The organism is Rathayibacter sp. VKM Ac-2856 (genome assembly GCF_013205055.1).
Taxonomy (GTDB): Bacteria; Actinomycetota; Actinomycetes; order Actinomycetales; family Microbacteriaceae; genus Rathayibacter.
In genome coordinates this window covers 182,068-207,908 of the sequence record NZ_JABMLF010000002.1, presented here as the reverse complement: position 1 = coordinate 207,908, position 25,841 = coordinate 182,068, and the positions used below count along the sequence as shown (strand labels likewise).

The following is a 25,841-nucleotide window of genomic DNA, read 5'->3' as shown; positions in this document are numbered from 1 at the left end:
GGGCGGAGATGGGGACACGCGCAGCCGCGATCGGCGCGATCCTCCTGGCCGCCGTCTGCTTCGGCACCACCGGCACCGCGCAGTCGCTGGGTGCGGCGGACGTCGATCCGCTCCTGCTCGGCGCCGCCCGGATCGTGCTCGGCGGTGCGCTGCTGGCCGCCCTGCTCGGTCTCGAGACGGCCCGCGCCCCTCGCCGCGCACCGCGCCGCCCCCGGGCGTCGACGGTGCTCCTCGTCCTGCTCGGCGCGGCCGGCGTCGCCGCCTACCAGCCCGCCTTCTTCACCGGCACCGCCGAGAACGGGGTCGCGGTCGGCACGATCGTCGCGCTCGGCTCCGCCCCCGCCTTCACCGGCCTGCTCGAGTGGCTCGTGCTCCGCACCGCCCCGAGCGCGCGCTGGTTCGCCTCGACCGCGCTCGCCGCGGTCGGTGTCGTCCTGCTGGCCGGGCTCCTCACCGGCGGAGCGGCGGGCGGAGTGTCGCCGCTCGGACTCGCCGGCTCGGCCGGCGCGGGTGCCGCCTACGCGCTCTACGCCGTCTGCGGCAAGCTGCTGCTCGAGCGCGGCTTCAGCCCGGCCGCCGCGATGGGGGCGCAGTTCGGCGCCGCCGCGGTGCTGGCGCTCCCGGTGCTGCTCGCGGGCGACCTCCCGAGTCTCGCCGGATCCGTCCCCGCGGTGCTCTGGCTGGGCGTGGTGACCGTGGCCGTCGCCTACACCTTCTTCGCGCGCGGCCTCCGGGTCCTGCCCGCCGCCACCGTCTCGACGCTGACCCTCGTCGAGCCCGCGACGGCGACGCTCCTCGGCGTCGCCCTGCTCGGCGAGCGCCTGACCGCGGACGCCCTCCTCGGCGTCGGCGTGCTCGTGCTCGCCGTCCTGCTCCTGGCCCTGCCCTCGCGCCGGGGGAGTGGGCACCGCGGGAGTGGGCACCGGGGGAGTGGGCACCGCGGGAGTGCGCACCGCGGGAGTGCGCGCCCCGCGACGCCCGCGGTCATCGCCCCTGAGGCGCCGTCGAGCATCCCGGAGTAGCCTCGGCCCTGCCGCGGCGCCCGAGCGCCGGACCGATCGACGACGAGGGGCGGAGGCGATGGTCAATCCCTGGCTCGCCCTGCCCGGCGGCGACCGCCCCCGCCCGCTGGTGGAGGCGTCCTGGGAGCGGGCGCGCCGCCGCCGCCTCGACCCCGAGCGGCTGACCGCCCCGCTCACGTTCTCCGGCGACGACCTGCGCGAGTACCGCACGGGCCACCCGCTCGCCTCGGTGCTGCCCGTGATCCGGCGGCTCCTCGTCCGCGACGCCGACGAGGACAGCGGCGTGCTCGTCGCGGTCGGCGACGCGCTCGGTCGGCTGCTCTGGATCGACGGCGACCAGCAGCTGAAGAGCTCCGCCGAGCGGATGCTCTTCGTCGAGGGCGCCGCCTGGGCCGAGCCCGACGTCGGCACCTCCGCCCCCGGCACCGCCCTCGCCCTCGACCACGGCGTGCAGATCCACGGCGCCGAGCACTTCGCCTCCCTCGTCCACCCGTGGAGCTGCACCGCGGTGCCGATCCACGACCCCGAGACCCACGAGATCCTCGGGGTCATCGACAAGACCGGCGGCGCGCAGGTCGTCGCCCCGCAGACCCTGCCGCTGATGGAGGCGACCGCGGCGGCCGTCGAGAGCCAGCTGATGGTGCAGCGGCTGCAGCGCCCGCGTCGCTCGCCGCCCCGTCGCTTCCCACCCCGGCCCGCGGCCGCCCGGGCGCCGAGCCTGCGGGTCCTGGGACGTGAGACCGGAGTCGTCACGGCCGCCGGCGTCGAGCTCGAGCTGTCCACCCGCCACGCCGAGATCCTCACCCTCCTCGCCTGGCACCGGGCCGGGCTCTCCGCCGAGGCCCTCTCGCTCCTGCTGCACGGGCGGGACGACGCCGTGGTCACGGTGCGTGCCGAGATGGTGCGCCTGCGCCGGATCCTCGAGCCGAGCCTCCCGAGACTGGTGCCGCTCTCGCGCCCCTACCGCCTGCCCGGCCCGGTCGATCTCGACGCGCGCCAGGTGGTCGGGCTGCTCGATCGCGGTGCGCACCGGCTCGCCCTCGACGCCTACGCCGGCGCCCCGCTGCCCGGCTCCGAGGCGCCCGGCATCCGCGCGATCGCCGACGAGCTGCGCGCCCGCGTGCGCGCCACCGTCCTCACCGGCGCGGCCGTCGAGACGCTGCTCGCCTACGCGCACGGCCCCGACGGACGCGACGACGCCGAGGTCTGGACCGAGCTGCTGCGGCTGCTCCCGCGGCGCTCGCCCCGCCGCGCCGGGATCGTCGCGCACCTCGAGGAGCTCGAGGCCGAGCAGCGCTGAGCAGCGCCCCGGGCGGAAGCCGCGGCCGAGTGACGGCGTGCAACGGCGTGCAACCTGCCGCGACGTACGGTCGGACCGAGCACCCCACCCCGTGCTCACCCGACAACGACGTCGATGGAGGTCCACATGACGCTGTACGCCGATCCGGTCGCCGAGCAGACTCCGCAGGAACCGGAGTCCACGGTCTACGCCAACCCGGGCACGGAGGGATCCGTCGCCTCGTTCCGCTCGCGCTACGACCACTTCATCGGAGGCGAGTACGTCGCCCCCGCGAAGGGCCAGTACTTCGAGAACATCACCCCGGTCACCGGGAAGCCCTTCTGCGAGATCGCCCGCGGCACCGCCGAGGACATCGACCGCGCGGTCGAGGCGGGCTGGAAGGCGTTCCCCGCCTGGGGGAAGAGCAGTCCCGCGGAGCGCGCGAACGTGCTGCTGCGCATCGCCGACCGGATGGAGGCGAACCTCGAGCTGCTCGCGGTCGCCGAGACCTGGGAGAACGGCAAGCCGGTGCGCGAGACCCTCGCCGCCGACATCCCACTCGCGATCGACCACTTCCGCTACTTCGCCGGCGCCCTGCGCGCCCAGGAGGGCGGCGTCTCCGAGATCGACCACGACACCATCGCGTACCACTTCCACGAGCCGCTCGGCGTGGTCGGCCAGATCATCCCCTGGAACTTCCCGATCCTGATGGCGGTCTGGAAGCTCGCCCCCGCGCTCGCCGCGGGCAACTGCATCGTCCTGAAGCCCGCCGAGCAGACCCCCGCGTCGATCCACGTGCTGATGGACCTGATCCACGACCTGCTGCCCGCCGGCGTCCTCAACATCGTCAACGGCTTCGGGATCGAGGCGGGCGCCCCGCTCGCCTCGCACCCGCGGATCCGCAAGATCGCCTTCACCGGCGAGACGACCACCGGCCGCCTGATCATGCAGTACGCGAGCGAGAACCTCATCCCCGTCACCCTCGAGCTCGGCGGCAAGAGCCCGAACGTGTTCTTCGCCGACGTGGCCGCCGAGCGCGACGCGTTCTACGACAAGGCGCTCGAGGGCTTCTCGTTCTTCGCCCTCAACCAGGGCGAGGTCTGCACCTGCCCGTCCCGGGCCCTCGTGCAGAAGTCCATCTACGACGACTTCGTCGGCGACGGCCTCGAGCGCGTCGGCCGGATCAAGCAGGGCAACCCGCTCGACGTCTCGACGATGATCGGCGCCCAGGCTTCCAACGACCAGCTGGAGAAGATCCTCTCCTACATGGACATCGGCAAGCAGGAGGGCGCGAAGCTCCTCATCGGCGGCGATCGGGCCGACCTCGGCGGCGAGCTCAGCGGCGGCTACTACGTCAACCCGACGGTCTTCGAGGGGCGCGACTCCATGCGCATCTTCCAGGAGGAGATCTTCGGCCCCGTCCTCGCGCTCACCTCGTTCGAGGACTTCGACGACGGCATCGCCATCGCCAACGACACCCTCTACGGCCTCGGCGCCGGAGTCTGGAGCCGCAACGGCGCCCAGCTCTACCGCGCCGGCCGCGCCATCGAAGCCGGCCGCGTCTGGTCCAACACCTACCACCAGTACCCGGCCCACGCGGCCTTCGGCGGCTACAAGCAGTCCGGCATCGGCCGCGAGAACCACAAGATGATGCTCGACCACTACCAGCAGACGAAGAACCTCCTCGTGTCCTACGCGGAAGGACCCATGGGGTTCTTTTGAGTCGCCGTGCGAGGTCTCCTCGCTCCGCTCGTCGCCCTCGCCGCAGTCGGCTCGCCGAGGTGGTGACGCAGGTGGAGCGGGGAGCGTCGCGCCACGGGAATCCGCTGGCACGCGGATTCCCGCTCCGCGCTCTCCCCTGCTGCCGCCCCTCACCGGGCGGCGGCGGCGGAGCATGCTGGTCGAGTAGCCCGCGCAGCGGGCGTATCGAGACCCACGTGGCCGACACGTGCGGCAGCCCCATCCTCGCTCCGCTTCGCACCCCGCCCATGCTGGTCGAGTAGCCCGCGCAGCGGGCGTATCGAGACCCACCCGCAGACACACACCCCGAGAGGACACCACCGATGGACAGCACGCGGGTCGACGTGACCGAGGCGGCGGCCGACATGCTGCGCCGCATGAGCGAGCTGCACGGCCCGCTGATGTTCCACCAGTCGGGCGGATGCTGCGACGGCAGCTCGCCGATGTGCTTCCCGGTCGGCATGTTCCGCACGGGCGCGTCCGACGTGCTCGTCGAGACCCTGCAGGTCGACGGGCTCGCACCGATCGAGTTCTACATGTCGCGCAGCCAGTTCGAGTACTGGAAGCACACCCACCTCACCGTCGATCTGGTCGACGGCCGCGGGAGCGGCTTCAGCGTCGAGGCGCCCGAGGGCAAGCGCTTCATGATCCGCAGCCGCCTCCTCACCGACGCCGAGCTGGTCGAGTTCGGCCTCCTGCCGGCCGCCGCCGTCCAGCCCTGACCCGCACGGAGCCGTCGGATCCACTGGATCGGGAATATACCCCCCGGGGGTATGTTGGACCTCGGTGACCGACCCCGAGGGAGCACCCGATGACCGACGCCGCGCACGACCACAGCCAGCACACCACGTCCGCCCCGACCTCCTGGCGCACCGCCGCCACGGCGACCCTGCACTGCCTCACCGGCTGCGCGATCGGCGAGGTCCTCGGCATGGTGATCGGCACCGCCCTCGGGCTGCACAACCTGGGCACCGTCGTGCTCTCGATCGCCCTCGCCTTCCTCTTCGGCTACGCCCTCACCATGCGCGGCGTGCTCCGCGCGGGAGTCGCCTGGCGCGCCGCCGTCGGCATCGCCCTCGCCGCCGACACCGTCTCCATCGCGGTGATGGAGGTCATCGACAACACGGCGATGCTCGCGATCCCCGGCGCGATGGACGCGGGCCTCGCGAGCGGCCTGTTCTGGGGCTCCCTCGTCGGCTCGCTCGCCCTGGCCTTCGTGGTGACGACCCCGGTCAACCGCTGGCTGATCGGCCGCGGCAAGGGCCACGCCGTCGTGCACCGCTTCCACCACTGAGGATCGACGGGCGCCGGCTCCGGCGTCCCGACGGCGGTGCGGCTCCGACCTCGAGCCGCACCGCCACCGGGCTCACGCCCCGCAGCCGCCGATCGTCAGCTCCGGCTGATCGTTCAGGGTGATGGTCACGACCGCGCCCTGATCGGCGGCGACCCGGAACCACAGGATCCGCCCGGAGCCGTCCCTCAGCGCGTAGGAGGCGTCACCGGCGACGGGGTTCTCGGCGACGATGTCCGGGTACGCCGCGAGGAGCTCCTGCTCGGTCGAGCCGATCCCGATACCCGCCGCCGTGCGGGGGAACGCGGTCGCCGCCCGAGTCGCGTCGACCCCGTAACCGAAGACGGTGAGGAGGTCGACGCGTCCGGCCTCGTCGGAGTCGGCCATGATCCACGCGTTCACGTCGTCCGCGGTCCCGCGCCGGTCCGAGCGGCACTCCTCGATCCCGAAGTCGTACGGGACGAGAGCGGTCGTGTCGAGGGCGGCGGCGGCCGAGTCGCTGCTCCCGCCGTACGCGATCGGCCCGATGCCGTCGAACCCGATCACCCAGGTGGACAGGTCGGCGGCCGCGGTCTCCGTCGGCACCGCGGTGGGCGCAGGAACGGGAGCGGCGGTGGCGGTGGCCGTCGGCGACGGCGTCTCGATCGGCGTCGGAACGGGCGTCGGCGTCGGCGTCGGCGTAGGAGTCGTCGTCTCGACGGGCGCCGGCGCCGGCGGATCGAACGCGCCGGTCAGCGCGACCGCCACCCCGCCTCCGGAGACCAGCACGGCCGCGGTCACGAGACCGACGAGGAAGGAGGCGCGGTGCCGGAGCGGTCGGCGGCCCTGGTCGGCGCGGGCGCTCTCGACGATCATGCGACGGAAGGCGCGGTCGCGCTCCGGATCGATCACGGGCTTGTCGTTCATCGTGCACCTCCATCGGTGGCTGCGTCGGCGGTGAGGTCGGAGATCAGCTCCGCGAGTCGTCCTTTGGCGCGCGAGAGCCGCGACTTGACGGTCCCGTCCGGGACGCCGAGCACCCGGGCGGTGTCGGCGGTCGACATCTCGGCGATCACGCACAGCGACAGCACGTCCTGATCACGCAGGCTCAGCGCCCCGAAGGCGAGCCGGATGGCGTCTCGTCGTGGTTCGTCGTCGATCCGCCGGTCGGAGTCGTCGGCGAAGTCACCGCCGTGCTCCGGCTCGTGCAGCCGCCCGAGAGCCAGGCGGTGGCGGCGAGCCGACCGCCCGGCGTTCCTGGCGACGTTGTTGGTCGTGGCGAGCAGCCAGGGGAGCGGCGACCCGTCGACGAGCCGGACGGAGGCGCGACGGCGCCACGCCTCCAGGAAGACGAGGGCGGTCACGTCCTCGGCGTCGTGCAGCGCGCGGGTGTGGCGGAGCGCGTGCCAGAACACGCGCTGCCGGAAGGCGTCGTAGAGGCGGCCGAAGTCGTCGGGGTCACCCGAGAGCGCGGTCACCCACGACTCTCCGGCTTCTCGAGGCGGTGAGGAAGCGGTCATGCTCAGAGATGTCCGATCGAGCGGGGCGGTTCCCTCCGTCGCCACGGCGTGTCGCGCTGCGGCGCGCGAGGAGTCAGCCGGCGGGCTGCGGCTGATCCACCGGAGGCGGGGACGCCGCGGGAGGCGTGCCGGTGCTGAGGGCGACGCCCACCTCCGACCCCTTGTCCACCGTCGTGCCGGCCGCCGGGACCGTCGCGGCCACCGTCCCCAGCGGCTGGGTCGAGTCGATCTGCGTGGTCGCCCCCACGGTGAACCCGGCGTCGGTGAGCGTCCGGGTCGCGCTGTCGCCGCTCCGGCCGGAGACGTCGGGGACGACGACCTGCGGAGCGGCGATCATCGCGGGGTCGGCCGGCGAGAAGTCCGATCCGCCGTAGAGCGAGTCGATCTCGGTCATCAGCGGCTTCCAGATCCGGTGGCGCGCGCTCGGTGCCCAGCCGCTCGCGAAGTCGATGGTGTCCAGATTCACCCGCGAGCCGCTCTCCTGCGCCTTGATGCTGCCGACCCACACGGCGAGCGACACGGAGCTGGAGGCGCCGAGCGCCCAGGTGTCGGCCGAGTTGTCCGAGGTGCCGGTCTTCGTGATGTGCTGGACGCCGTCCTGCGGGTCGGCCTGCGTCCCCGTCCCCTCCGCGGTCACCTTGAGCATCGCGTACTGCATGGCCCGGGCGACCGACGACGAGACCGCCCTCGTGCACTCGGACTCGCTCGGCGGGATCGGGGCGCCGTCCGGCCCGGTGATCTCGGTGATCACGACGGGGGTGCAGCGCATGCCGTCGTCCGCGATCGCCGCGTAGGCGACGGCCATCGTCATCGGCGCGACCTCGTTCGTGCCGATGACCGAGGCGGCCGTCTGCGTCAGCTCGCCGCCGTCCGCGCGATGGACCCCGAACGCCTCGGCGGTGGTGCGGATCTTGCAGAGATCGAGCAGGTGCGACATGCCGGTGTAGCCGGTGTTGAGCGACCAGATGGTCGAGTTCAGGGCCGTCTGAGTGTCGGAGTAGGCGCCGTCGCCCGCGTTCTTCGGGTTGTAATCGGCGTAGTTCCGCGTGCCCTCGCAGCTGTCCGTGAAGCCGGTCCAGTTCTTCCGCTTCGAGTCGAACTGCTCGAGCAGCGTGTGCCCGGATGTGAGCCACTCCGCCAGGGTGAAGACCTTGTAGCCGGAGCCGGGCTGGAAGCCGTTCCCGCCGCCCATCGCGGCGTCGACGTTGAGGTTGATCGCCGAGTACTCCGGGCCGCTCGCGATGACGTCCGGGTCCTGGCTGTAGCGCTTGTTCTGCACCATCGTCAGCACCTTCCCCGTCCCCGTCTGCACCGCGACGGCGGTCGCGCCGACGTCGAAGCGCGGGTCGGACGCGGGGACCTGCTCGTCCATCAGCGCCTGCGCCGTCTCCTGCAGCCCGAGGTCGATCGTCGTGTAGACCTTCAGCCCGCCGCGCTTGAGGGTCGCGTATCGCTCGTCGGCGGTGGCGCCGAGCGCGGGGTCGTTGCGCAGCACGTGCGAGACGTAGTCGCAGAAGTAGGCGGCGCTGCCCGCGGTCTGGCAGCCGGTCGACGGGGGAGTGATGACCGGCTCGATCGGCGCGGCCTTCGCGGCGTCGCGGGTCGCGGCGTCGATCTTCCCGTACTCCAGCATCCGGTCGAGGATGTAGTCGCGCCGGCTCGTCGTCAGCGCGTAGCCGTTCGCCTCGCCGTTGTCGGGGTCGTCGGGCCGGTCGAAGCGGAACTTCTCCGGATTGTTGACGATCGCGAGCAGCGCCGCCGACTGCCCGACCGTGAGATCCGCGGCATCGACGCCGTAGTAGTACTCCGCCGCCGCCTCGATGCCGTAGACGGTGCCGCCGAAGAGGGCGATGTTGAGGTAGCCGAGCAGGATCTCGTCCTTCGAGTACTCCTTCTCCACCCCGATCGCGAGGCGCATCTCCTTGAGCTTGCGCTCGGGAGTGGTCGCGGTCGCCTCGGTGTAGGCCGCCGCGCGCTCGGTCTCGTCGCTGATCGACTCGGCCTTCTGCACCAGGACGTTCTTGACGTACTGCTGCGTGATCGACGAGCCGCCCTGCGGCGCCTTGTCGAGGAGGTAGGTGCTGGCGACGGCGCGGAGGGTGCCCTGCAGATCGATGCCGCCGTGCTCGTAGTAGCGCGGGTCCTCACTCGAGACGAGCGCGTCGAAGACCGGCGCGGCGATCTGGTCGGCGGACACCTCGATGCGGTTCTGGTCGTAGAAGGAGGCGAGGAGCGTCGGGTCCTCGGGGTCGCCCGCGTAGACGTCCGTCTTCTGCATCAGCTCGCCGACCTCGAGGTAGCTCGGCAGCGACTGGAACGCCGAGATCGTGCTCGACGTGGCGGCCCCGGTGAGCGCGAAGGCCGGCGCGACCACCACGGTCGCGAGCAGCCCGGCCAGCACGCTGACGATCACGAATCCGAACAGCGCGCCGAGAGCCCCGTGGACGGTGCGACGGGGCTGGAAGACGGGGACGTTCGGACGCTTCAGGATGGATCCTCTCGGTGCACCAGCACCCTAGGCGAGGTCTCCGACATCCCCGCCCAGGCGCGCCCGCGGACCATGCGCCCTAGTCGGACGACCACGTCGTCTCAACCTTCACCTGTAGTTGCGAGAGGTCGCCCGGTTCGTCCACTAGAAGCCGCAGTACGCCGATCTCGTGCAATTTCAGCCTCTTGCGTTCGATGCGGCGCTGACCGCCCGAACCTGAGGACCACAGGACAACGGAGTTCCGATAGATGACGATGTTGCCGTCCCACTGGAACGAGATGTTCGTCGCACCACGACCGGCTGTTTCACTCGACCAGACCGGCCGAGTTCCGTCATAGACGACCCAGTTCCCGTCCGCCTGGAAGGTCGAGCGGTAGCGGCCGTTCAGCGAGCGGGAGTCGAGCTTCGAGTAACCGGGAGGGTAAGAGCAGGTGTGCTCGGACCACCAGAATTCGTTCTCCGGTCCAATGCACGATGGGGTGACGAGACGGTAAGAGACATAGTTGCCGAACTGGTCCTCAGCCTGCGCGGCCGGCGCGACGACTGTAGCCGTCAGGATCGACGAGGCCACCGCGACCGCGGCCAGCGATCTCCGCCAGGGCCGTCGGCCGCTCGCCGTCGCGGTGAGTGCGTCACTCCGACTTTTTGTTCCGCGTCTCTCGGTCCACTGCATGGCTGACTCCTTCGTCACCGGGTACGGCGGCGATCGTCGTCCCCAGCGGAGACGCTAGTCAGGCTGAGTCACTCGACTCATCGATGGCATGAGACGCGCGCTGGATGGCGCGCGCCGGAAGGCGCGGCCTGCTCACCGGCGTCCCTAATCGAGCAGGTCCCCATTGCGATCGGCGATGTCGTTGACGTTCTTCGGCGCCTCGCCGGTGCTGACCTGCAGCGGAATGACGGCTCCGCGGAGAACCGTCTCGTCCGCGCTGGGCGTGGTCGAGACGACGGAGCCCGCGGGGATGCTCGCCACTTGGACGGGCTCGCTCTTGCCGACGGTGAAGCCCGCGGCGGTGAGCGCGGCGGTGGCCGCGGCGACCGAGAGGCCTGTCACGTCCGGCACCTCGGTCAGTGTGGCGGTGCGCGGCGAGGACGCGAGCATCGAGGCGGGCGGGGCGATGAAGTCGTCCCCGCCGTACTTCTGATCGAGCGCCGTCATGATCGGCTTCCAGATCGCGTGGCGCGCGTCCGAGGCGCGGATGGTGCCCTTCTCGCCCGACAGCTTCGTCAAGCGGAGGTTCTGCTTCTTGCCGTCCTCGAAGCCCTTGATGCTGCCGACCCAGACGGCGAGCGACGCGGCCCGGCTGGCGCCGGCGGTCCAGACGTCGGCCGCGTCGTCGGTCGTGCCCGTCTTGGCGATGTGCTCGATGCCGTCGTATGGATTCGAGGCGGTGGCGGTTCCGGAGGTGATGACCCGCTGCATCGCGTACTGCATGCCTCGCGCCACCTCGGGGGTGACGGACTGCGTGCAGGACGAGGCGGGCGGCGCGACCGCCGCGCCGGTGCTGTCCGTGATGCGGTCGATGACGATCGTGTCGCAGGTCGACCCGTCGTTCGCGATGCCGGCGTAGGCGTTGGCGAGTGTGAGCGGCGCGATCGGGTTCGTGCCGAGGACCGACGCAGGTCTGCTCTCCAGCTCCTTGGCATCGGCGCGGTGGATGCCGAAGGACTCCGCCGTGCTGCGGATGTCGCAGACGTCGAGCTGGTTGGCCATGCCCATGAAGCCGGTGTTGATCGAGTTCGCCGTCGCCTGCACCGCGGTCATGGAGGAGGCGTCCTCGGACGAGTTGTCGTTCTTCGGAGCGAACCGCTCGGTGAAGAGTCCGTCGTTCGCGACATTGCACTTCATCGGGTAGGAGCGGAACCCCGAGGTCGGCGACGGGAACGACTCGTTCAGCGTGTGCCCCGCCTGCAGCCACTGAGCGAGGGTGAAGACCTTGTAGGTCGACCCCGTCTGCACACCGGCCGTGCCGCCCATGCCGACATCGACGTTGAGGTTGATCGCGCTGTAGCCGGGGTTCGCGGCGAGGAACTCCTCGTCCTGGCTGTACTTGGTGTTCTGGACCATCGACAGCACGCGGCCCGTTCCGGCCTGGATCGAGGCGGCGGTGGCGCCCACCTCGAAGCGCGGGTCGGTCGGCGGGATGTAGGCGTTGAGCGCCGCCTGCGACACCTGCTGGATGTCGAGGTCGAGGGTGGTGACGATGTCGAAGCCGCCCTGGCGGATCCGCTGGTAGCGCTCGTCGTCGTCGGCGCCGAACGCCTCGTCGTTGCGCAGCACATTGAGCACGTACTCGCAGAAGTACGCCGCGTCTCCGGCGGTCGCGCAGCCGGTGGACGGCTCGGTGATGTTCGGGATGATCGGCTCGGCGACCGCGGCGTCGTGGACCTCCTGGCTGATCTTGGAGTACTTCAGCTCCTCGCCCAGGATGTAGTCGCGTCGCTCCTTGGTCGCGGCGTAGCCGTTCGCCGCGCCGTTCGCCTCGTCGGCCGGGTTGTCGAAGCGGAACTTCGACGGGTTGTTCACGATCGCCAGCAGCGCCGCGGCCTGCGCGGTCGAGAGCTGGCTGGCCGGGATGCCGTAGTAGTAGTTGGCCGCGGCCTCGATGCCGTAGACCGTGCCGCCGAAGAGCGCGATGTTGAGGTAGCCGAGCAGGATGTCGTCCTTCGACGTCTCCTTCTCGAGGCCGATCGCGAGGCGCATCTCCTTCAGCTTGCGCTCGGGAGTGGGGTCGGTCGCGAGCTTGTAGGCGGCGTCGCGCTCGGCCTCGTCGGTGATCGACTCGGCCTTCTGCACGAGCACGTTCTTGACGTACTGCTGCGTGATCGACGAGCCGCCCTGCAGGTCGTCGCCGGTCAGCGTCACGGCGAGGGCGCGGAGCGTGCCCTGGAGGTCGATGCCGCCGTGCTCGTAGAAGCGCGGGTCCTCGCCGGCGACGGCGGCGTCCTTCGCGGTCTGCGCGACCTCGTCCCAGCCGACCTCGACGCGGTTCTGGTTGTAGACGGAGGCGAGGAGCGTGGTGCCGTCGCCCGCGTAGATGTTGGTGCGCTGCATCAGCTGACCGGCGTCGAGGTAGCCGGGCAGGTTCTGGAACATGCCGATCGTGTTGCTCGTCGCGAGGCCGGTGAGAGCGAGCGCCGGAGTGACGCCGACGGTGATCAGGACGCCCGCGACGGCGCTCATCCCGATGAATCCCAGCACTGCCCGCAGCGAGAGTCCCAGAGGACGAGCGGAGCTGCGGGACGCTGTGGGGAGAGCCATGGAGCGGGAGGTCCTTCCGGCGCGGAGAATCCGCGCGAATGCAGGGTGGCGGGGCGACGCGCCGGTCGTGCGATCCCCCTCGGTCATGGTACGTGACGCGCCCGGGAGGAGGGGGTCCTCCTGGAGGACGAGATGCACCTGTGACTCGAGCCGCGCGGACCCCTGGAACGGTGCGCGAACACGGGCGGATCGCGGCGTCCGGACCGACCCGAGGCTGCCGCCGGGACGATGCATCCGTATCGTGGGAGCAGCGCCCCCGAGAGGGGAGCGGAGGCAACACCGCACCACCTGTCGTCCCGGGCCCCCGGGACGGTCGGCCCCCGGAAGGAAGCGCACACCATGGCACGCATCCACGACGACGTGACCCAGCTCGTCGGCAGGACCCCGCTCGTCCGCATCAACCGCCTCGAGGGCGCCGACAGCGCCGTCGTCCTCGCCAAGCTCGAGTTCTACAGCCCCGCCAACAGCGTGAAGGACCGCATCGGCATCGCGATCGTCGACGCCGCCGAGGCGTCCGGCGAGCTGCCGCCCGGAGGCACGATCGTCGAGGGCACGAGTGGCAACACCGGCATCGCGCTCGCGATGGTCGGCGCGGCCCGCGGCTACAAGGTGATCCTGACGATGCCCGAGACGATGTCGACCGAGCGCCGGGTCCTGCTGCGCGCCTACGGCGCCGAGATCGTGCTCACCCCCGGCTCCGAGGGCATGCGCGGCGCGGTCGAGCGCGCGCAGGCGATCGTCGCCGAGACCCCCGGCGCGGTGCTCGCCCGCCAGTTCGAGAACGCGGCCAACCCCGAGGTGCACCGCCGCACCACCGCCGAGGAGATCTGGGCGGACACCGACGGCGAGGTCGACGTCTTCGTCGCCGGCATCGGCACGGGCGGCACCATCACCGGTGTCGGGCAGGTCCTCAAGGAGCGCAAGCCCGGCGTGCAGATCATCGGCGTCGAGCCGATCGACTCGCCGCTGCTCACGCAGGGCACGGCCGGCCCGCACAAGATCCAGGGGATCGGCGCCAACTTCGTGCCGGCCAACCTCGACCGCGACGTCTACGACGAGATCATCGACGTCACCCTCGACGACTCCGTCCGCGTCGCGCGCGCCATGGCCGCCCAGGAGGGCATCCTCGGCGGCATCTCCTCCGGCTCGATCATGTGGGCGGCCCTCGAGGTCGCCAAGCGCCCGGAGAACGCGGGGAAGACGATCGTCGCGATCGTCTGCGACTTCGGCGAGCGGTACATCTCGACCGTCCTCTACGAGGACCTCCGCAGCTGAGCCCCGCCGGCCCCCGCCCCAGCGTGCTCGGACGCCTCCGCGAGGACGTCGCGGCCGCGCGCCGACGCGACCCGGCGGCCCGCAGCGCGGCGGAGGTGGTGCTCGCCTACCCCGGTCTGCACGCGGTCTGGGTGCACCGCGTCGCCCACCGCTGGTGGCGGCGCGGCGCACGGCTGCCGGCGCGGCTCCTCGCGCAGGCGGCCCGCGCGGCGACCGGAGTCGAGATCCACCCGGGCGCGACGATCGGCCGCCGGCTCTTCATCGACCACGGCATGGGCGTCGTGATCGGCGAGACCGCGCGGATCGGCGACGACTGCATGCTCTACCACTCCGTCACGCTCGGTGGGAAGTCCGCGCGGCGCGAGCGGCGCCACCCGACGCTCGGCGACCGCGTCGTCGTCGGTGCGGGCGCCGTGGTCCTCGGCCCGATCGTGCTGGGCTCGGACGTGAGCGTCGGTGCGAACGCGGTCGTCGTGAAGGACGCCCCGGACGGCGCGGTGCTGGTCGGGATCCCGGCCCGCGACCTGCGCGCGCTCGGCCGGGCCGAGGACGCGCTCGCGGACCCGGCCTTCTGGATCGACCCCGCGATGTACATCTAGCGGCGCCCGCCCGGTCGGGTCCGGCGGGCGGCGCTGAGGGGATCAGTCGTCGTCGTCGGGGCGCGAGATGTCGCGCTTCTCGCGCTTGATCACCGCGAACGCGTCCAGTGCGTGCACCCGCGTCTCCTTGAGGTCGAGGATCGGCGCCGGGTAGCCGTTCGCATCCGGCGTCAGCGTGTCACCGAGTGTCCACGGCTCGTGGATGGAGGCGCGGTCGAGCTCGGCCAGCTCGGGCACGTACTCGCGCAGGTAGCCACCGTCCGGGTCGAACTTCTTCGACTGCGTCACCGGGTTGAAGACGCGGAAGAACGGGGACGCGTCGGCCCCGGATCCCGCGACCCACTGCCAGTTCGCGGCGTTGCTCGCCGGGTCCGCGTCCACGAGCGTGTCCCAGAACCAGTCCTCGCCGACCCGCCAGTCGACCAGCAGGTTCTTGATCAGGAACGACGCCGTCACCATGCGGACCCGGTTGTGCATGTAGCCGGTCTTCCAGAGCTCGCGCATGCCCGCGTCGACCAGCGGGAAGCCCGTGCGGCCCTGGTGCCAGGCGTCGATCTTCTCCTCGCCGGGGTGGCCCCAGGGGAAGGAGTCGAAGCGCGAGTCGAAGTTCGCCGTCGCGAGGTCGGGCCAGTGGAAGAGCAGGTGGTAGCAGAACTCGCGCCAGAGCACCTCGGAGAGGAAGCGGTCGCTGCCCTCGCCGCGGTGCTGCCCCTTCGCGTGCGCCTCCTCGAGCGCGTGCCAGACCTGGAACGGGCTGATCTCACCCCAGCGCAGGTGCGGCGACAGGTTCGAGGTCGCGTCACGCGCCGGCAGGTTCCGGTCGTCCGCGTAGTCGTCGAGCTGCTCGGCGAGGAAGGCGCGCAGCCGCTTCGCCGCCGCCTTCTCGCCCGGCACCCAGCGCTCGCGGAGCCCGCCGGCCCAGTCGGGGCTCGTCGGCAGTAGCTGCCACTCGTCGAGGTCGTCCGAGGCGACGCTCGGCACTCCGCCGTCGATCTCGCGCGGTCGCGGCAGCGGGGCGCGCGGAGTGTCGCGGTTGCGGCAGGCACGCGCGAAGGGGGTGTAGACGGAGTAGGGGCCGCCGCCGCCGGTCTGCACGGTCCAGGGCTCGAAGAGCAGCGAGCCCTGGTGGCTCTCGGCCTCGACGTCCCGGTCGCGGAGCGCCTCCTTGATCGCGGCGTCGACCGTGCGCTCGGCCTTCCCGTAGCGGCGGTTCCAGTGCACGGCGCCCGCGCCGATCTCCTCCGCGAGCTGGAGCACGACGGCCTCGGCCGGGCCGCGGCGCAGGATCAGGGACGCTCCGGCCTCCTGGAGGTCGCCCGCGAGCGCGAGCAGGCTGCCGTGCAGCCACCAGCGCGCGGCGCCGCCGAGCGGGCGGATGCCGCGGGACTCCTCGTCGAGGACGTAGCAGACGGCGACGGGGCCGCCGCGGTCGATCGCCGCGCGGAGGGCCGGGTTGTCGCCGAGGCGCAGGTCGTCGCGGAGCCAGACGAGGGTGGGGGAGGAGCTGCTCATGGTGCCTCCATGATCCGCGAGTGCGGACCGCGCGCGAAGTGCTGGCCGCGCGACGGCGGTGCGTGCTAGCGGTGGGGCGGAGTCGTCAGGTCGAGGCGACGCGGTCGCGAAGCTTGTCGCAGAGCGCGGTCAGCTGGTCCAGCTCGTCGTCGTCGAGGGCGGATCCGACGTGCTGGGAGATCGTCTCCATGTGCGTCATCGCGACGCGCCGGAAGAGCGCGTAGCCCTCGTCGGTGATCTGGATGACCGTGCCGCGCGCGTCCGTCGGGTCCTCGCTCTTCGTCACGCAGCCGCGCGCGACCAGGCGGTCGATCAGGCGGCTGACGCTCGGCTGCGTCAGCAGGACGTGCTTGTTGAGGTCGCGCAGCCGGGCCTTCCGCTCGGGCTGGAGCGTGAGGTTGAAGAGGACGTCGTACTCGTTGAGCGAGATCTCCTTGGACGGGAAGTCGGTGCTCAGCGCGCGCATCACGTGCACCTGCGCACGGAACAGCGACTCCCACGCGGCGACCGCACGTCTCGAGCTCACGCATCCTCCTCTTTGCGTTCAGGATACGGCGTCTCGACGGCTCGAACGGGCTGTCGGCGCCGACGGGGGCGGAGAGAGTCAGCACGGACCCCCGGGAACGACAGAAGGCCGGCCGCTGAGGCGAGCGGCCGGCCTTCATTCCCTTGCACCAAGAGTGTCCTGCAATCACTTCTCGCGCTTCTCCGCCACAGCAAACGGTTGACGCACTTGAACTATATAACGGATCGATAACGCCGCAACCACCTGTTTCCTGAACTTCCCCTGGGACCCCTGATCGTCGCGCGGAGCACCCTCCGGACGCCTGTCGCATGGAGCGTCCTGCGAGCTCGCTGCACCGGCTCATGCTGATCGAGCAGCCCGCTCCGCGGGCGTATCGAGATCCACCCTCCGACAGCGTCGGTCTCGATACGCCGCGCCCCGCGGCTACTCGACCAGCGTGGACGGCGCGCGCCCCGCTCCTACCGGCTGGTCGGCGCGCGGAGCACCCTTCGGGCGCACTCATCCCCATGCTGCGCACCCTCCGGGCGCGCACCGGCTCATGCTGATCGAGTAGCCCGCTCGGCGGGCGCATCGAGATCCGCCGTCGGACAGCGTGGGTCTCGATACGCCGCCCCGCGGCTACTCGACCAGCATGGAAGCCGCCGACTCGGGGCGAACGACCAGCCGCTCTCTACAAGGCGTCCGGTGAGAAACGCGTGCCAGCGTTTCTCACGAGCCGTAGGCAGGACGCTCTGCGGAACGTGCCCACCTCGTCAGCCGACCGCGGCGGTGTGAGCGCGTGCGCTCACACCGCAATCGAGCACGCCCGGATCTCTTCCGACGGGCGAGCGCGAGCGCTCACCCGTCAGAAGAGATCCGGGCTAGGGGTGGACGCGTAGCGGATGGCGACGTCGGCGTGGCGGTCGAAGCGGTAGCCGACGCCGCGGACGGTGCGGACGATGTCCTCGTAGCGGCCGAGCTTCGCGCGGAGGCGGCGGACGTGGACGTCGATGGTGCGCTCGTTGGGGGCGTCGTCGTCGGCGGCTCCCCAGAGCGAGGAGATCAGCTCGGCGCGCTCGATGGTGCGGCCCTCGCGGAGGACGAGGTACTGCAGGAGCTCGAACTCCTTGTAGGTGAGCGCGGTGGTCTCGTCGTCGAGGACGACGCGCTTGCGCGAGATGTCGATGACGACGCCGCCGGGGGCGCGGTCGAGGTCGGGCTCGGTCTCGGCGCGGCGGCGGGCGACCGCGGCCGGGTCCTGGAGGGCGAGGCGGACGACGTCGACGTCGCGGCCGCCGACGCCCTGCGGCGCGAGGGCGACGGAGGCGTAGGTCTCGGCGTCGGGAGCGAACTCGGCGGTGACGCGCTTGAGCTCCTCGACGAGGCGGCCGAGGTCGATGCCGGCCGCGCGGGCCTTCGCCTCGTCGATGCCGACGTAGAGGGCGAAGCCGCGGGCCTCGGTGCCCTGCGGCACGGCGCGCAGCGGCGGCGCCGCGGGGGCGGCGGCGGGCGCGGCCTGCAGGCGGGGGGCGACGGACGTGGGAGCGGAGACGGTACGGGCGTGGAGGAGGGACATGACGAATCCTTGGGGTGGTCGGATCCGGGACGGGTGTCCGGGGACGGATCCGGGTGTGCGCGCGAGAGCCGGTGCACGAGGTGCTGTCCGGCAGGGGCGGATGCGGGGCATCCAGGGGTTCACCGCGCCTGCGACGCCCGGCCGATCAGGAGATCGGCTCGATCAGTGCGATCGGGGCGGAGGCTGTGCGGGAACCGGCGAGGGTGGATCCTCAGGCGCACATTCGACAGCGCAGGACGAGGCCGCCGGCCATCATCATGCCGGCATCCCCGATGGCCTCAAGGGAGGTCAGGGCGTGCGCGTTGTCAGTCATGGTCGAAAGTAAAGCGGATGACGGCGGAGCACGTCAATGACTCCGCGCACAATGGGCGGTCCCGGGCGCGCGATCCGCGCTCGGGACCGCAGGCTCAGCCGGCCAGGCCGTACAGGCGGTCGCCCGCGTCGCCGAGCCCGGGGACGATGTAGCCGAGCTCGTTGAGCTTCTCGTCGAGCGAGCCGAGCACGATGGTCACGTCCTTGCCGACGAAGGCCTTCTCGACCGCCGCGAGGCCCTCGGGGGCGGCGAGCAGGCAGACGGCGGTGACGTCCTCGGCTCCGCGGTCGAAGAGGAACTGGATGGCCGCGACCAGCGAGCCGCCGGTGGCGAGCATCGGGTCGAGCACGAAGCACTGGCGGTTGGAGAGGTCGTCCGGGAGGCGCTCGGCGTAGGTCGTCGGCTCGAGGGTCTCCTCGTTGCGCGCCATCCCGAGGAAGCCCACCTCGGCGGTGGGGATCAGCTTGACCATGCCCTCGAGCATCCCGAGCCCCGCGCGGAGGATCGGCACGACGAGCGGCTGCGGGTCGCTCAGGGCGAGGCCCGTGGTCGTGGTGACCGGCGTCTCGATGGTGACGGTGCGCGTGCGGACGCCCCGGGTCGCCTCGTAGGCGAGCAGGGTCATCAGCTCCTCGGCGAGCTGCCGGAAGGTGGGGGAGGGGGTGCGCTTGTCGCGCAGCACGGTGAGCTTGTGCGTGATCAGCGGGTGGTCGGCTACGTGGACGCGCATAAGCTCAATCTACTTGCCGGTCGGAGTCGGCCGGAGCCGGACGAGGGGGCGCGATGCGCGAGAGCGACCTCCGCCTGCCTCCCGAGGCCGACGCCTGGATGCGCTCGGCGCTCGACGAGGCGCGGCGCGCCGCCGAGTGGGGCGACGTCCCCGTGGGCGCGGTGGTCGTCGATCCCGAGGGCGTCGTGATCGGGCGCGGGCGCAACGAGCGGGAGCTGCACCGGGACCCGACGGCGCACGCGGAGGTCGTCGCGCTGCGCGAGGCCGCGGCCGCCCGTGGCGACTGGCAGCTCGCGGGCTGCACGCTCGTCGTGACGCTCGAGCCGTGCGCGATGTGCGCCGGTGCGATCCTCGCCTCCCGGCTCGACCGCGTCGTCTTCGGGGCGTGGGACGAGAAGGCGGGGGCGGCGGGCTCGGTGCACGACCTCCTCCGCGACCGCCGGCTGCACCACGTGGTGGAGGTCTACCCGGGACTCCGGGCCGACGAGGGCGCCCGGCTGCTGCTCGACTTCTTCGCGACGAAGCGCTGAGCGCTCGAGCCGCTGAGCCGCCCGAGTCGCTCGGCTCAGCTGTGCGCGCCCACCCACTCGCCGAGTGCGGACTCGGTCGCCGCGCGCATCCGCTCGAACCGGCCCGCGCTCTCGTCGTCGTCGAGCTGCTCGAGCCCGTAACCGGCTCCGGCCGCGTAGTCGGCGTCGCCCTCCAGCCAGCGCGCGGCCAGGTCGGCGGTGAGCTCGGGGTGGAACTGCACGCCCAGCAGCCACTCGTCGATCCCGAAGGCCTCGACCGCGTATGCCGGGGAGGAGGCCAGCAGCGTCGTCCCCGAGGGCAGGTCGAAGGTGTCGCTGTGCCACTGCATCACCGGGACGTCGGCGAAGTGCCGCAGCGGCGAGCGCAGTCCCGCCTCGCTCGGCGCGACGCCGCGGAAGCCGACCTCGCGGGTCGGGCCGGGCCGGACCTCCTCGCCGAGCGCGGCGGCGATCAGCTGCGCGCCGAAGCAGACGCCGAGGGTCGGCCGGCGGTGATGCAGCCGGTCCTGCAGCAGGGCGATCTCGGGGGAGATGAAGGGGTGCCGCGCGGTCTCGTAGACGCCCGCGCTCGAGCCGAGCGTGACGACGAGGTCGGGCGCGAGGATGTCGACGGAGTCGAGGTCGGTGCCCGCCAGCGCGTCGACCGCGAAGCCCAGATCGCGCAGCATCGGCTCGAGGGCGCCCAGACCGGCGCCGCGCTCGTTGACGATCGCGAGGACCCGGCGCATCAGCCGGCGCTCCCGGGGGAGGCCGCCGAGGAGACCGGGCCGTCGGAGGGCCGGCCCGCCCCACGATCGACGTCGGGTTCGAGGTAGACGACGCGGGCGGCCGGGACGGCGTCGCGGATCCGCTTCTCCGTCGCGTCGATCCCGGCGGCCAGCTCGCCCACGGTCTCGGCCGCGGGGAAGGCGAGCTTCGCGGCGACGAGGATCTCGTCCGGACCGAGGTAGAGGGTCTTCATGTGGATGATGCGCTCGACGTCCGAGCCGGCCTCGATGGCGGCGCGGATCGCGGCGACGTCGCCCGGGGTGGCGCCCTCGCCGACCAGCAGGCTCTTGGTCTCGACGCCGAGGACGATCGCGACGACGACCAGCAGCGTGCCGATCATGATCGTGCCGATCGCGTCGAAGACCGTGTTCCCGGTGATCACCGAGAGGCCGACGCCGAGCAGCGCGAAGACGAGCCCGGTGAGCGCGGCGACGTCCTCGAGCAGGACGACGGGCAGCTCCGGCGCCTTCGCCCGGCGGATGAACTGCAGCCACGACTGCGACCCGCGCACCTTGTTCGACTCCTTGACGCCGGTGCGCAGCGAGTAGCCCTCGAGGCAGATCGAGACGACGAGGACCAGGATCGGCAGCCAGGCGTTCTCGAGCTCGTGCGGATCGGCGATCTTCTCGACGCCCTCGTAGATCGAGAAGACGCCGCCGACCGAGAAGAGGATGATCGCGACGACGAAGGCGTAGACGTAGCGCTCGCGGCCGTAGCCGAACGGGTGCTCCTCGTCGGCCTCCTTGCGCGACTTCCGGCCGCCCAGGAGCAGCAGCAGCTGGTTGCCGGAGTCGGCGAGCGAGTGCACGCCCTCGGCCAGCATCGAGGCCGAGCCGGAGAAGAACCAGGCGATGAGCTTCGTCAGCGCGATGCCGAGGTTCGCGGCCAGCGCCGCGATGATGGCGGAACCGCCTCCGGATGCGCTCACGGTGTCTCCTCGGGGTGACTGGTGCTCGGGCGGTGCTCGGGGGTGGTCGGCCCATCCTAGGAGGCGGGTGCCGGGACGCAGGATCCCCCTTGCGCTGCGGATCGGCCGCGTCCTCGCCGGCCGCGCTTTCGTACGATGGGCGGATGACCGACGCACCCGTGCAGCTCCCGTCCATCGCCGTCCTCGGGCTCGGCTCGATGGGAGGCGCGATCCTCAGCGGGCTGCTCGCTCCCGGTGTCGAGGTGGAGGGCGGCGTCCGCGTGACGAACCGCGACGCCGAGAAGGCCGCGCGCTGGAGCGGCCACCCGGTGGTCACCGCGTTCGCGACCGCCGAGGACCCGGACGCGAATCGACGGGCCGTCGAGGGCGCCGCCGTCGTGCTGGTCGCGGTGAAGCCGCACATGGTGCCCGCGCTGCTCGACGAGATCGCCGGGTCGCTCGCTCCCGGGACGATCGTGGTGAGCGTGGCCGCGGGCGTGACCGTCGCGACGTTCGAGGCGCACCTGCCCGCGTCGGTCGCCGTGCTGCGCTCGATGCCGAACACCCCGGCCGTGGTGGGGCGCGCGGTCACCGGTCTCAGCGCGGGCACCCGCTCGAGCGAGGGCGACCTGGCGCTGGTGCGCCGGCTCTTCGAGACCGTCGGCGAGGTCGTGGAGGTGCCGGAGTCGCAGCTCGACGCGCTGTCGACGATCTCGGGCTCGGGGCCGGCCTACGTCTTCCTCCTCGTCGAGGAGCTGACCGCCGCGGCGCTCGCGAAGGGCTTCACGCCCGAGCAGGCCGCGACCATGGTGACGGGGACCTTCCGCGGCGCCGCCGAGCTGCTCGTGCACTCGGGGGAGGACCCGGCCGAGCTGCGCCGCCGGGTCACCAGCCCGAACGGCACGACCGAGCGCGCCATCGCCGTGCTCCAGGAGGCGGACCTCGCCGCCCTCTTCACCCGCGCGACCGACGCGGCCCTGGCCCGAGCCCGAGAGCTCGCCGCCTCCTGACCCCGCCGTCCCCGTCCCCCGCCCCTTCTCCCCGCCGCGAGATGCCACTTATGAGCCCGACACGCCGTGTCGGGGGCTCATAAGTGGCATCTGGCGAGGGGAGGGCGGGCGAGCAGGCGGGTCAGGAGCCGAGGGCCGCGAAGCGCTCGATGTCGCTGGGGGTGCCGCTGACGACGATGAGGTCGTGGTTCGAGACCACGGTCTGCTCGGTCGCGTAGGTGAACGGCTTGCCCGGGCTCTTCACGCCGACGACGGTGACGCGGTGCTTCCGGCGCACGCCCGACTCGGTGAGGGTGAGGCCGCGGATGGGCTTCGGCGGGTACATCTTGGCCAGCACGAAGTCGTCGTCGAACTCGATGAAGTCGAGCATCCGGCCCGAGACCAGGTGCGCCACGCGCTCGCCCGCCTCGGCCTCCGGGTAGATCACGTGGTTCGCGCCGATCCGCTCGAGGATCTTGCCGTGCGAGCGGGAGATCGCCTTGGCCCAGATCTGCGGGATCTTGAGGTCGACGAGGTTCGCGGTGATCAGCACCGATGCCTCGATCGAGGAGCCGACGGCGACGACGGCGACCTGGAAGTCCTGCGCGCCGATCTGGGCGAGGGCGTCGAGAGATCGGGCGTCGGCCTGGACGGCGTGGGTGACCCGCTCCGACCACTTCTGCACGAGGCCGGCGTCGGCGTCGATCGCGAGGACCTCGCGGTCGAGGCGGTCGAGCTGGCCGGCCGTGGCGGCACCGAAGCGACCGAGGCCGATCACCAGCACCGGGGCGTCGTACCTGATGCGGTCAACCAACGATGGGCCTCTCTTCCGGTCGTCTGAACAACTGCCTGCGCTGGCTCGCAGCGAGCGCGGCAGCGAGAGTCACGGTACCAACGCGGCCCATGAACATCGTCAGCGCCAGCACGTAGACGCCGGAGGTCGGCAGCTCGGCGGTGAGCCCGGTGGAGAGCCCGGAGGTCGCGAACGCCGAGATCACGTCGAAGAGCACGTGGTCGAGCGGCGCCTTGGTGATGTGCAGGATCAGGACGGAGGAGACGGCGACGGTCGTCGCTCCCCACAGCACGACCGAGACCGCGAGGCGCAGCACGTCGTTGGGGATCCGGCGGCCGAACGCCTCCATGTCGTTGTTGCCCCGCGCCTCGGCGAAGGCCGCGAGGAAGAGGATCGCCAGCGTGGTCACCTTGATGCCGCCGGCCGTCGAGGCCGAGCCGCCGCCGATGAACATCAGCATGTCGGTGACGAGCAGGCTGGAGCCGTTGAGGTCGGGGATCGAGATGGTCGAGAAGCCGCCGGAGCGCGTCATCGTCGACAGGAAGAAGGACTGGAAGACGGTGTCGCCCGCATCGAGGGTGCCGAAGGTCGTCGGATTGTCGAACTCGAGCACGATGTAGAGCACCGCGCCCGCGACGAGCAGGATCAGCGACGTGACCAGCGTGAGCTTGACGTGCACCGACCACTTGCGCGGGCGCCGCCAGCCGCGCGAGAAGGCGTAGATGACGGGGAAGCCGATCGAGCCGAGGAAGACGCCGACCATCAGGATCCCGAGGAACCAGTAGTCGTCCTCGAACGGCGTGAGGCCCGCGGCGTTGGGGGCGAAGCCGGTGTTCGTGAAGGCCATCGCGGAGTAGTAGAAGGAGTGCCAGATCGCCTCGCCGATCGGGATGCCGTCGATCAGCATCCGCGGGAAGAGGAGCAGGGCCACCACGATCTCGATCACGGCGGCGCTGATCGCGACCGTCGCGAGGAGTCCGCCGATCTCGCCGAGGCGCACCGCCTGCCCCTCGGCGACGGGGCCGGAGTGGATGCGGAGCGGGTTCGAGTCGCTCGCGGCCATCAGCTTCGCGCGGAGGCCGAGCCGCCGCGAGATGGCCAGGCCCATGATCGACGCCAGCGTCAGCACGCCGAGAGCGCCGATGTTGACGCCGAGGAAGACGATCGTGTGGCCGAAGGCCGACCAGTGCGTCGCCATGTCGACCGTGGCGAGACCGGTGACGCAGATGACCGACATCGCGGTGAAGAACGCGTCGTGCAGCGGGGTGACCTCGCCCGTGGTGCTCGACACCGGCAGCGAGAAGAGCAGGGTGAAGACGAGGATCAGCGCCGAGAAGATCATGATCGCGAAGCGCGACGGCGAGCGGCCGGCGAAGTCGTCGACGAGGTCGCGAGCCCGGGCGAAGCTCGACCACGGCGAGGCCGGCGAGACGCCCACGGGGCTGCGGAACTGCTGCCGAACCACCACGGCGGGCCCTCCACTCGATCGCGGCCATGCTACCCGCCTGTCGGACGACCACCGCGGGCGCCGGACGTCATGCGCCCCGCGGCATACGCACGGGCGACACCCTGCCCCGCGGGGAGGGCGCTGACTACCCTGGAGCAATGGCTGACATCTTCGCGGTGATCGCGGACGGCACCCGTCGCGACATCCTCTCGCTCCTGCTCGAGCAGCGGGTCGAGGGCGCCGCGGGCGCCGGCGGGATGAGCGTCTCGCGGATCGTCGCGAAGCTCGAGCTCAGCCAGCCGACGGTGTCCAAGCACCTGAAGGTGCTGCGCGAGGCGGGGCTCGTCACCGTCCGCGAGAGCGGGCAGCACCGGATCTACGCGCTGCAGTACGCGCCGCTCGTCGCCGTCGAGGACTGGCTGCTGCCGTTCGGGGCGGCCGACGAGGCCGAGAGCGGAGCGGCGGTGCTCGACGCGGCCGCGGCCGCGCGGGCCGAGTCGCTCGGGCGGGCGCTCGCCGAGCGGACCCACCAGGTCAGCACGGTGGTGCAGGACATCCAGCGCGGCGTGAGCGAGGGAGCGACGAAGGTCGCGGAAGCGCTGAGGATCCGCAAGTGAGGCCGTGACGGCCGCCAGGGGTTGCGCGTCGGCGCGGATTCTCGCAGGGGGCCGGGTCGTGTAAGCTCGCGGGAGCCAGTTTTTCGTAAGCGGCCGTCCGTCGGGCGGTCGACCCCCTGAACGTTGTGAGGTCTTCGTGGGTTCTGTCATCAAGAAGCGTCGCAAGCGTATGGCGAAGAAGAAGCACCGCAAGCTGCTTCGCAAGACTCGTCACCAGCGTCGCAACAAGAAGTAGGCTCGCGCCTCTTCCCCTTCGAGCGTCCGCCCCTTCCGGGGTCGGGCGCTCGTCTGCGTTCCGGGGCCGGTCCGGCTCCCGGGGCCGCGTCTACACTGGGCGGGTGGATGTGCGGCTGACTCTCGTGGGCAAGCCCGGCTGCCACCTCTGCGACGACGCGCGCACCGTCGTCGAGCAGGTCCTGGCCGGACTCGAGGGCGTGCCCGGGGCGCCCGTCGTGTCGCTCGAGGAGGCGTCGATCCTCGAGGACGCGGAGCTGCACGAGCAGTTCGTCGAGGAGATCCCGGTCGTCCTGATCGACGGCCGCGTGCACACCTACTGGCGCGTCGACCCCGAGCGGCTGCGCCGCGCCCTGCTGCAGCGCGCCTGATCGCGGTGCATCCGCGCGGAGGCGCCGTGATGCGAATGTTGTAGAAGGGCCCTCGGATGGGGGACTGGAGCGCGGTCGGGCCGCCCTGGTTCGC

The 25,841-nt window shown here is 71.7% G+C and carries 25 protein-coding genes; 12 read left to right on the top strand and 13 right to left on the bottom strand.

Annotated features, from left to right (window positions below; all coding sequences use genetic code 11):
* Positions 1–8: 8 nt before the first annotated feature.
* From HQQ82_RS08040 to HQQ82_RS08020, 5 genes are all read left to right on the top strand, one after another.
* Positions 9–1,022 (top strand): DMT family transporter, encoded by a 1,014-nt coding sequence (locus tag HQQ82_RS08040; RefSeq protein WP_173232530.1) that lies wholly within the window; start codon positions 9–11, stop codon positions 1,020–1,022.
* 58 nt (positions 1,023–1,080) lie between these two features.
* Positions 1,081–2,322 carry a transcriptional regulator gene (locus HQQ82_RS08035; protein WP_173232529.1) on the top strand — a complete coding sequence of 414 codons (1,242 nt, stop codon included), beginning with the start codon at positions 1,081–1,083 and terminating at the stop codon, positions 2,320–2,322.
* Between the two features lie 126 nt (positions 2,323–2,448).
* Positions 2,449–4,023, top strand: coding sequence for an aldehyde dehydrogenase family protein (locus HQQ82_RS08030; RefSeq protein ID WP_173232528.1), 1,575 nt, complete (start codon positions 2,449–2,451; stop codon positions 4,021–4,023).
* A 341-nt stretch (positions 4,024–4,364) separates the two neighbouring features.
* Positions 4,365–4,763: a DUF779 domain-containing protein gene (locus HQQ82_RS08025; RefSeq protein ID WP_173232527.1), complete on the top strand. Its 399-nt coding sequence runs from the start codon at positions 4,365–4,367 to the stop codon at positions 4,761–4,763.
* Between the two features lie 89 nt (positions 4,764–4,852).
* Complete coding sequence (locus tag HQQ82_RS08020; protein WP_173232526.1) at positions 4,853–5,335, top strand: DUF4396 domain-containing protein; 483 nt, start codon at positions 4,853–4,855, stop codon at positions 5,333–5,335.
* A gap of 72 nt (positions 5,336–5,407) precedes the next feature.
* On the opposite strand, the gene HQQ82_RS19525 is transcribed toward HQQ82_RS08020, so the two are convergent.
* The 5 genes from HQQ82_RS19525 to HQQ82_RS07995 form a co-directional block, all read right to left on the bottom strand.
* Positions 5,408–6,238, bottom strand: a complete 831-nt coding sequence (locus tag HQQ82_RS19525; protein WP_216848416.1) for a hypothetical protein — start codon at positions 6,236–6,238, stop codon at positions 5,408–5,410.
* Complete coding sequence (locus HQQ82_RS08010) at positions 6,235–6,789, bottom strand: RNA polymerase sigma factor (RefSeq protein WP_367947875.1); 555 nt, start codon at positions 6,787–6,789, stop codon at positions 6,235–6,237. The genes HQQ82_RS19525 and HQQ82_RS08010 overlap by 4 nt, the downstream gene beginning before the upstream one ends.
* 115 nt (positions 6,790–6,904) lie before the next feature.
* Positions 6,905–9,244 (bottom strand): transglycosylase domain-containing protein, encoded by a 2,340-nt coding sequence (locus HQQ82_RS08005; protein ID WP_173232524.1) that lies wholly within the window; start codon positions 9,242–9,244, stop codon positions 6,905–6,907.
* 154 nt (positions 9,245–9,398) lie between these two features.
* Entirely contained in the window at positions 9,399–9,992 is a 594-nt protein-coding gene (locus HQQ82_RS08000; protein ID WP_173232523.1) for a hypothetical protein, read from the bottom strand.
* A gap of 144 nt (positions 9,993–10,136) precedes the next feature.
* Positions 10,137–12,503, bottom strand: coding sequence for a penicillin-binding protein (locus tag HQQ82_RS07995; RefSeq protein WP_173232522.1), 2,367 nt, complete (start codon positions 12,501–12,503; stop codon positions 10,137–10,139).
* A 417-nt stretch (positions 12,504–12,920) separates the two neighbouring features.
* Here HQQ82_RS07995 and cysK point away from each other — a divergent pair, with 417 nt between their 5' ends.
* Entirely contained in the window at positions 12,921–13,856 is a 936-nt protein-coding gene (gene cysK / locus HQQ82_RS07990; RefSeq protein ID WP_173232521.1) for a cysteine synthase A, read from the top strand.
* Between the two features lie 23 nt (positions 13,857–13,879).
* Positions 13,880–14,455: a serine O-acetyltransferase EpsC gene (gene epsC, locus HQQ82_RS07985; protein ID WP_173232520.1), complete on the top strand. Its 576-nt coding sequence runs from the start codon at positions 13,880–13,882 to the stop codon at positions 14,453–14,455.
* A 42-nt stretch (positions 14,456–14,497) separates the two neighbouring features.
* Here epsC and HQQ82_RS07980 read toward each other — a convergent pair whose 3' ends face one another.
* The 4 genes from HQQ82_RS07980 to upp form a co-directional block, all read right to left on the bottom strand.
* Complete coding sequence (locus HQQ82_RS07980) at positions 14,498–15,967, bottom strand: deoxyribodipyrimidine photo-lyase (RefSeq protein ID WP_173232519.1); 1,470 nt, start codon at positions 15,965–15,967, stop codon at positions 14,498–14,500.
* A gap of 85 nt (positions 15,968–16,052) precedes the next feature.
* Positions 16,053–16,433: a MarR family winged helix-turn-helix transcriptional regulator gene (locus HQQ82_RS07975; RefSeq protein ID WP_173232960.1), complete on the bottom strand. Its 381-nt coding sequence runs from the start codon at positions 16,431–16,433 to the stop codon at positions 16,053–16,055.
* A 904-nt stretch (positions 16,434–17,337) separates the two neighbouring features.
* A complete protein-coding gene (locus HQQ82_RS07970) occupies positions 17,338–18,048 on the bottom strand; it encodes a winged helix-turn-helix domain-containing protein (protein ID WP_173232518.1) in 711 nt (236 codons plus the stop codon).
* A 407-nt stretch (positions 18,049–18,455) separates the two neighbouring features.
* Positions 18,456–19,091 carry a uracil phosphoribosyltransferase gene (gene upp, locus HQQ82_RS07965; RefSeq protein WP_173232517.1) on the bottom strand — a complete coding sequence of 212 codons (636 nt, stop codon included), beginning with the start codon at positions 19,089–19,091 and terminating at the stop codon, positions 18,456–18,458.
* A gap of 53 nt (positions 19,092–19,144) precedes the next feature.
* Here upp and tadA point away from each other — a divergent pair, with 53 nt between their 5' ends.
* Positions 19,145–19,621: a tRNA adenosine(34) deaminase TadA gene (gene tadA / locus HQQ82_RS07960; protein ID WP_254071344.1), complete on the top strand. Its 477-nt coding sequence runs from the start codon at positions 19,145–19,147 to the stop codon at positions 19,619–19,621.
* A 35-nt stretch (positions 19,622–19,656) separates the two neighbouring features.
* On the opposite strand, the gene HQQ82_RS07955 is transcribed toward tadA, so the two are convergent.
* Positions 19,657–20,349: a gamma-glutamyl-gamma-aminobutyrate hydrolase family protein gene (locus HQQ82_RS07955; protein ID WP_173232516.1), complete on the bottom strand. Its 693-nt coding sequence runs from the start codon at positions 20,347–20,349 to the stop codon at positions 19,657–19,659.
* Complete coding sequence (locus HQQ82_RS07950; RefSeq protein ID WP_173232515.1) at positions 20,349–21,317, bottom strand: cation diffusion facilitator family transporter; 969 nt, start codon at positions 21,315–21,317, stop codon at positions 20,349–20,351. Before HQQ82_RS07950 ends, HQQ82_RS07955 begins: the two co-directional genes overlap by 1 nt.
* 143 nt (positions 21,318–21,460) lie before the next feature.
* Between HQQ82_RS07950 and proC the strand changes: the two genes are divergently transcribed.
* Positions 21,461–22,306, top strand: a complete 846-nt coding sequence (gene proC / locus HQQ82_RS07945; RefSeq protein ID WP_173232514.1) for a pyrroline-5-carboxylate reductase — start codon at positions 21,461–21,463, stop codon at positions 22,304–22,306.
* Positions 22,307–22,427: 121 nt separating this feature from the next.
* Here proC and HQQ82_RS07940 read toward each other — a convergent pair whose 3' ends face one another.
* Positions 22,428–23,099 (bottom strand): TrkA family potassium uptake protein, encoded by a 672-nt coding sequence (locus tag HQQ82_RS07940; protein ID WP_068255410.1) that lies wholly within the window; start codon positions 23,097–23,099, stop codon positions 22,428–22,430.
* Positions 23,092–24,423: a TrkH family potassium uptake protein gene (locus HQQ82_RS07935; protein ID WP_367947910.1), complete on the bottom strand. Its 1,332-nt coding sequence runs from the start codon at positions 24,421–24,423 to the stop codon at positions 23,092–23,094. The genes HQQ82_RS07940 and HQQ82_RS07935 overlap by 8 nt, the downstream gene beginning before the upstream one ends.
* Positions 24,424–24,683: 260 nt before the next feature.
* Here HQQ82_RS07935 and HQQ82_RS07930 point away from each other — a divergent pair, with 260 nt between their 5' ends.
* From HQQ82_RS07930 to HQQ82_RS07920, 3 genes are all read left to right on the top strand, one after another.
* Positions 24,684–25,142, top strand: coding sequence for a helix-turn-helix transcriptional regulator (locus HQQ82_RS07930; RefSeq protein ID WP_173232513.1), 459 nt, complete (start codon positions 24,684–24,686; stop codon positions 25,140–25,142).
* A gap of 136 nt (positions 25,143–25,278) precedes the next feature.
* A complete protein-coding gene (locus tag HQQ82_RS07925) occupies positions 25,279–25,377 on the top strand; it encodes an AURKAIP1/COX24 domain-containing protein (RefSeq protein WP_003792170.1) in 99 nt (32 codons plus the stop codon).
* A gap of 103 nt (positions 25,378–25,480) precedes the next feature.
* On the top strand, positions 25,481–25,747 hold the full coding sequence (locus HQQ82_RS07920) for a glutaredoxin family protein (protein WP_173232512.1): 267 nt from the start codon (positions 25,481–25,483) through the stop codon (positions 25,745–25,747).
* The last annotated feature ends 94 nt before the right edge of the window (positions 25,748–25,841 follow it).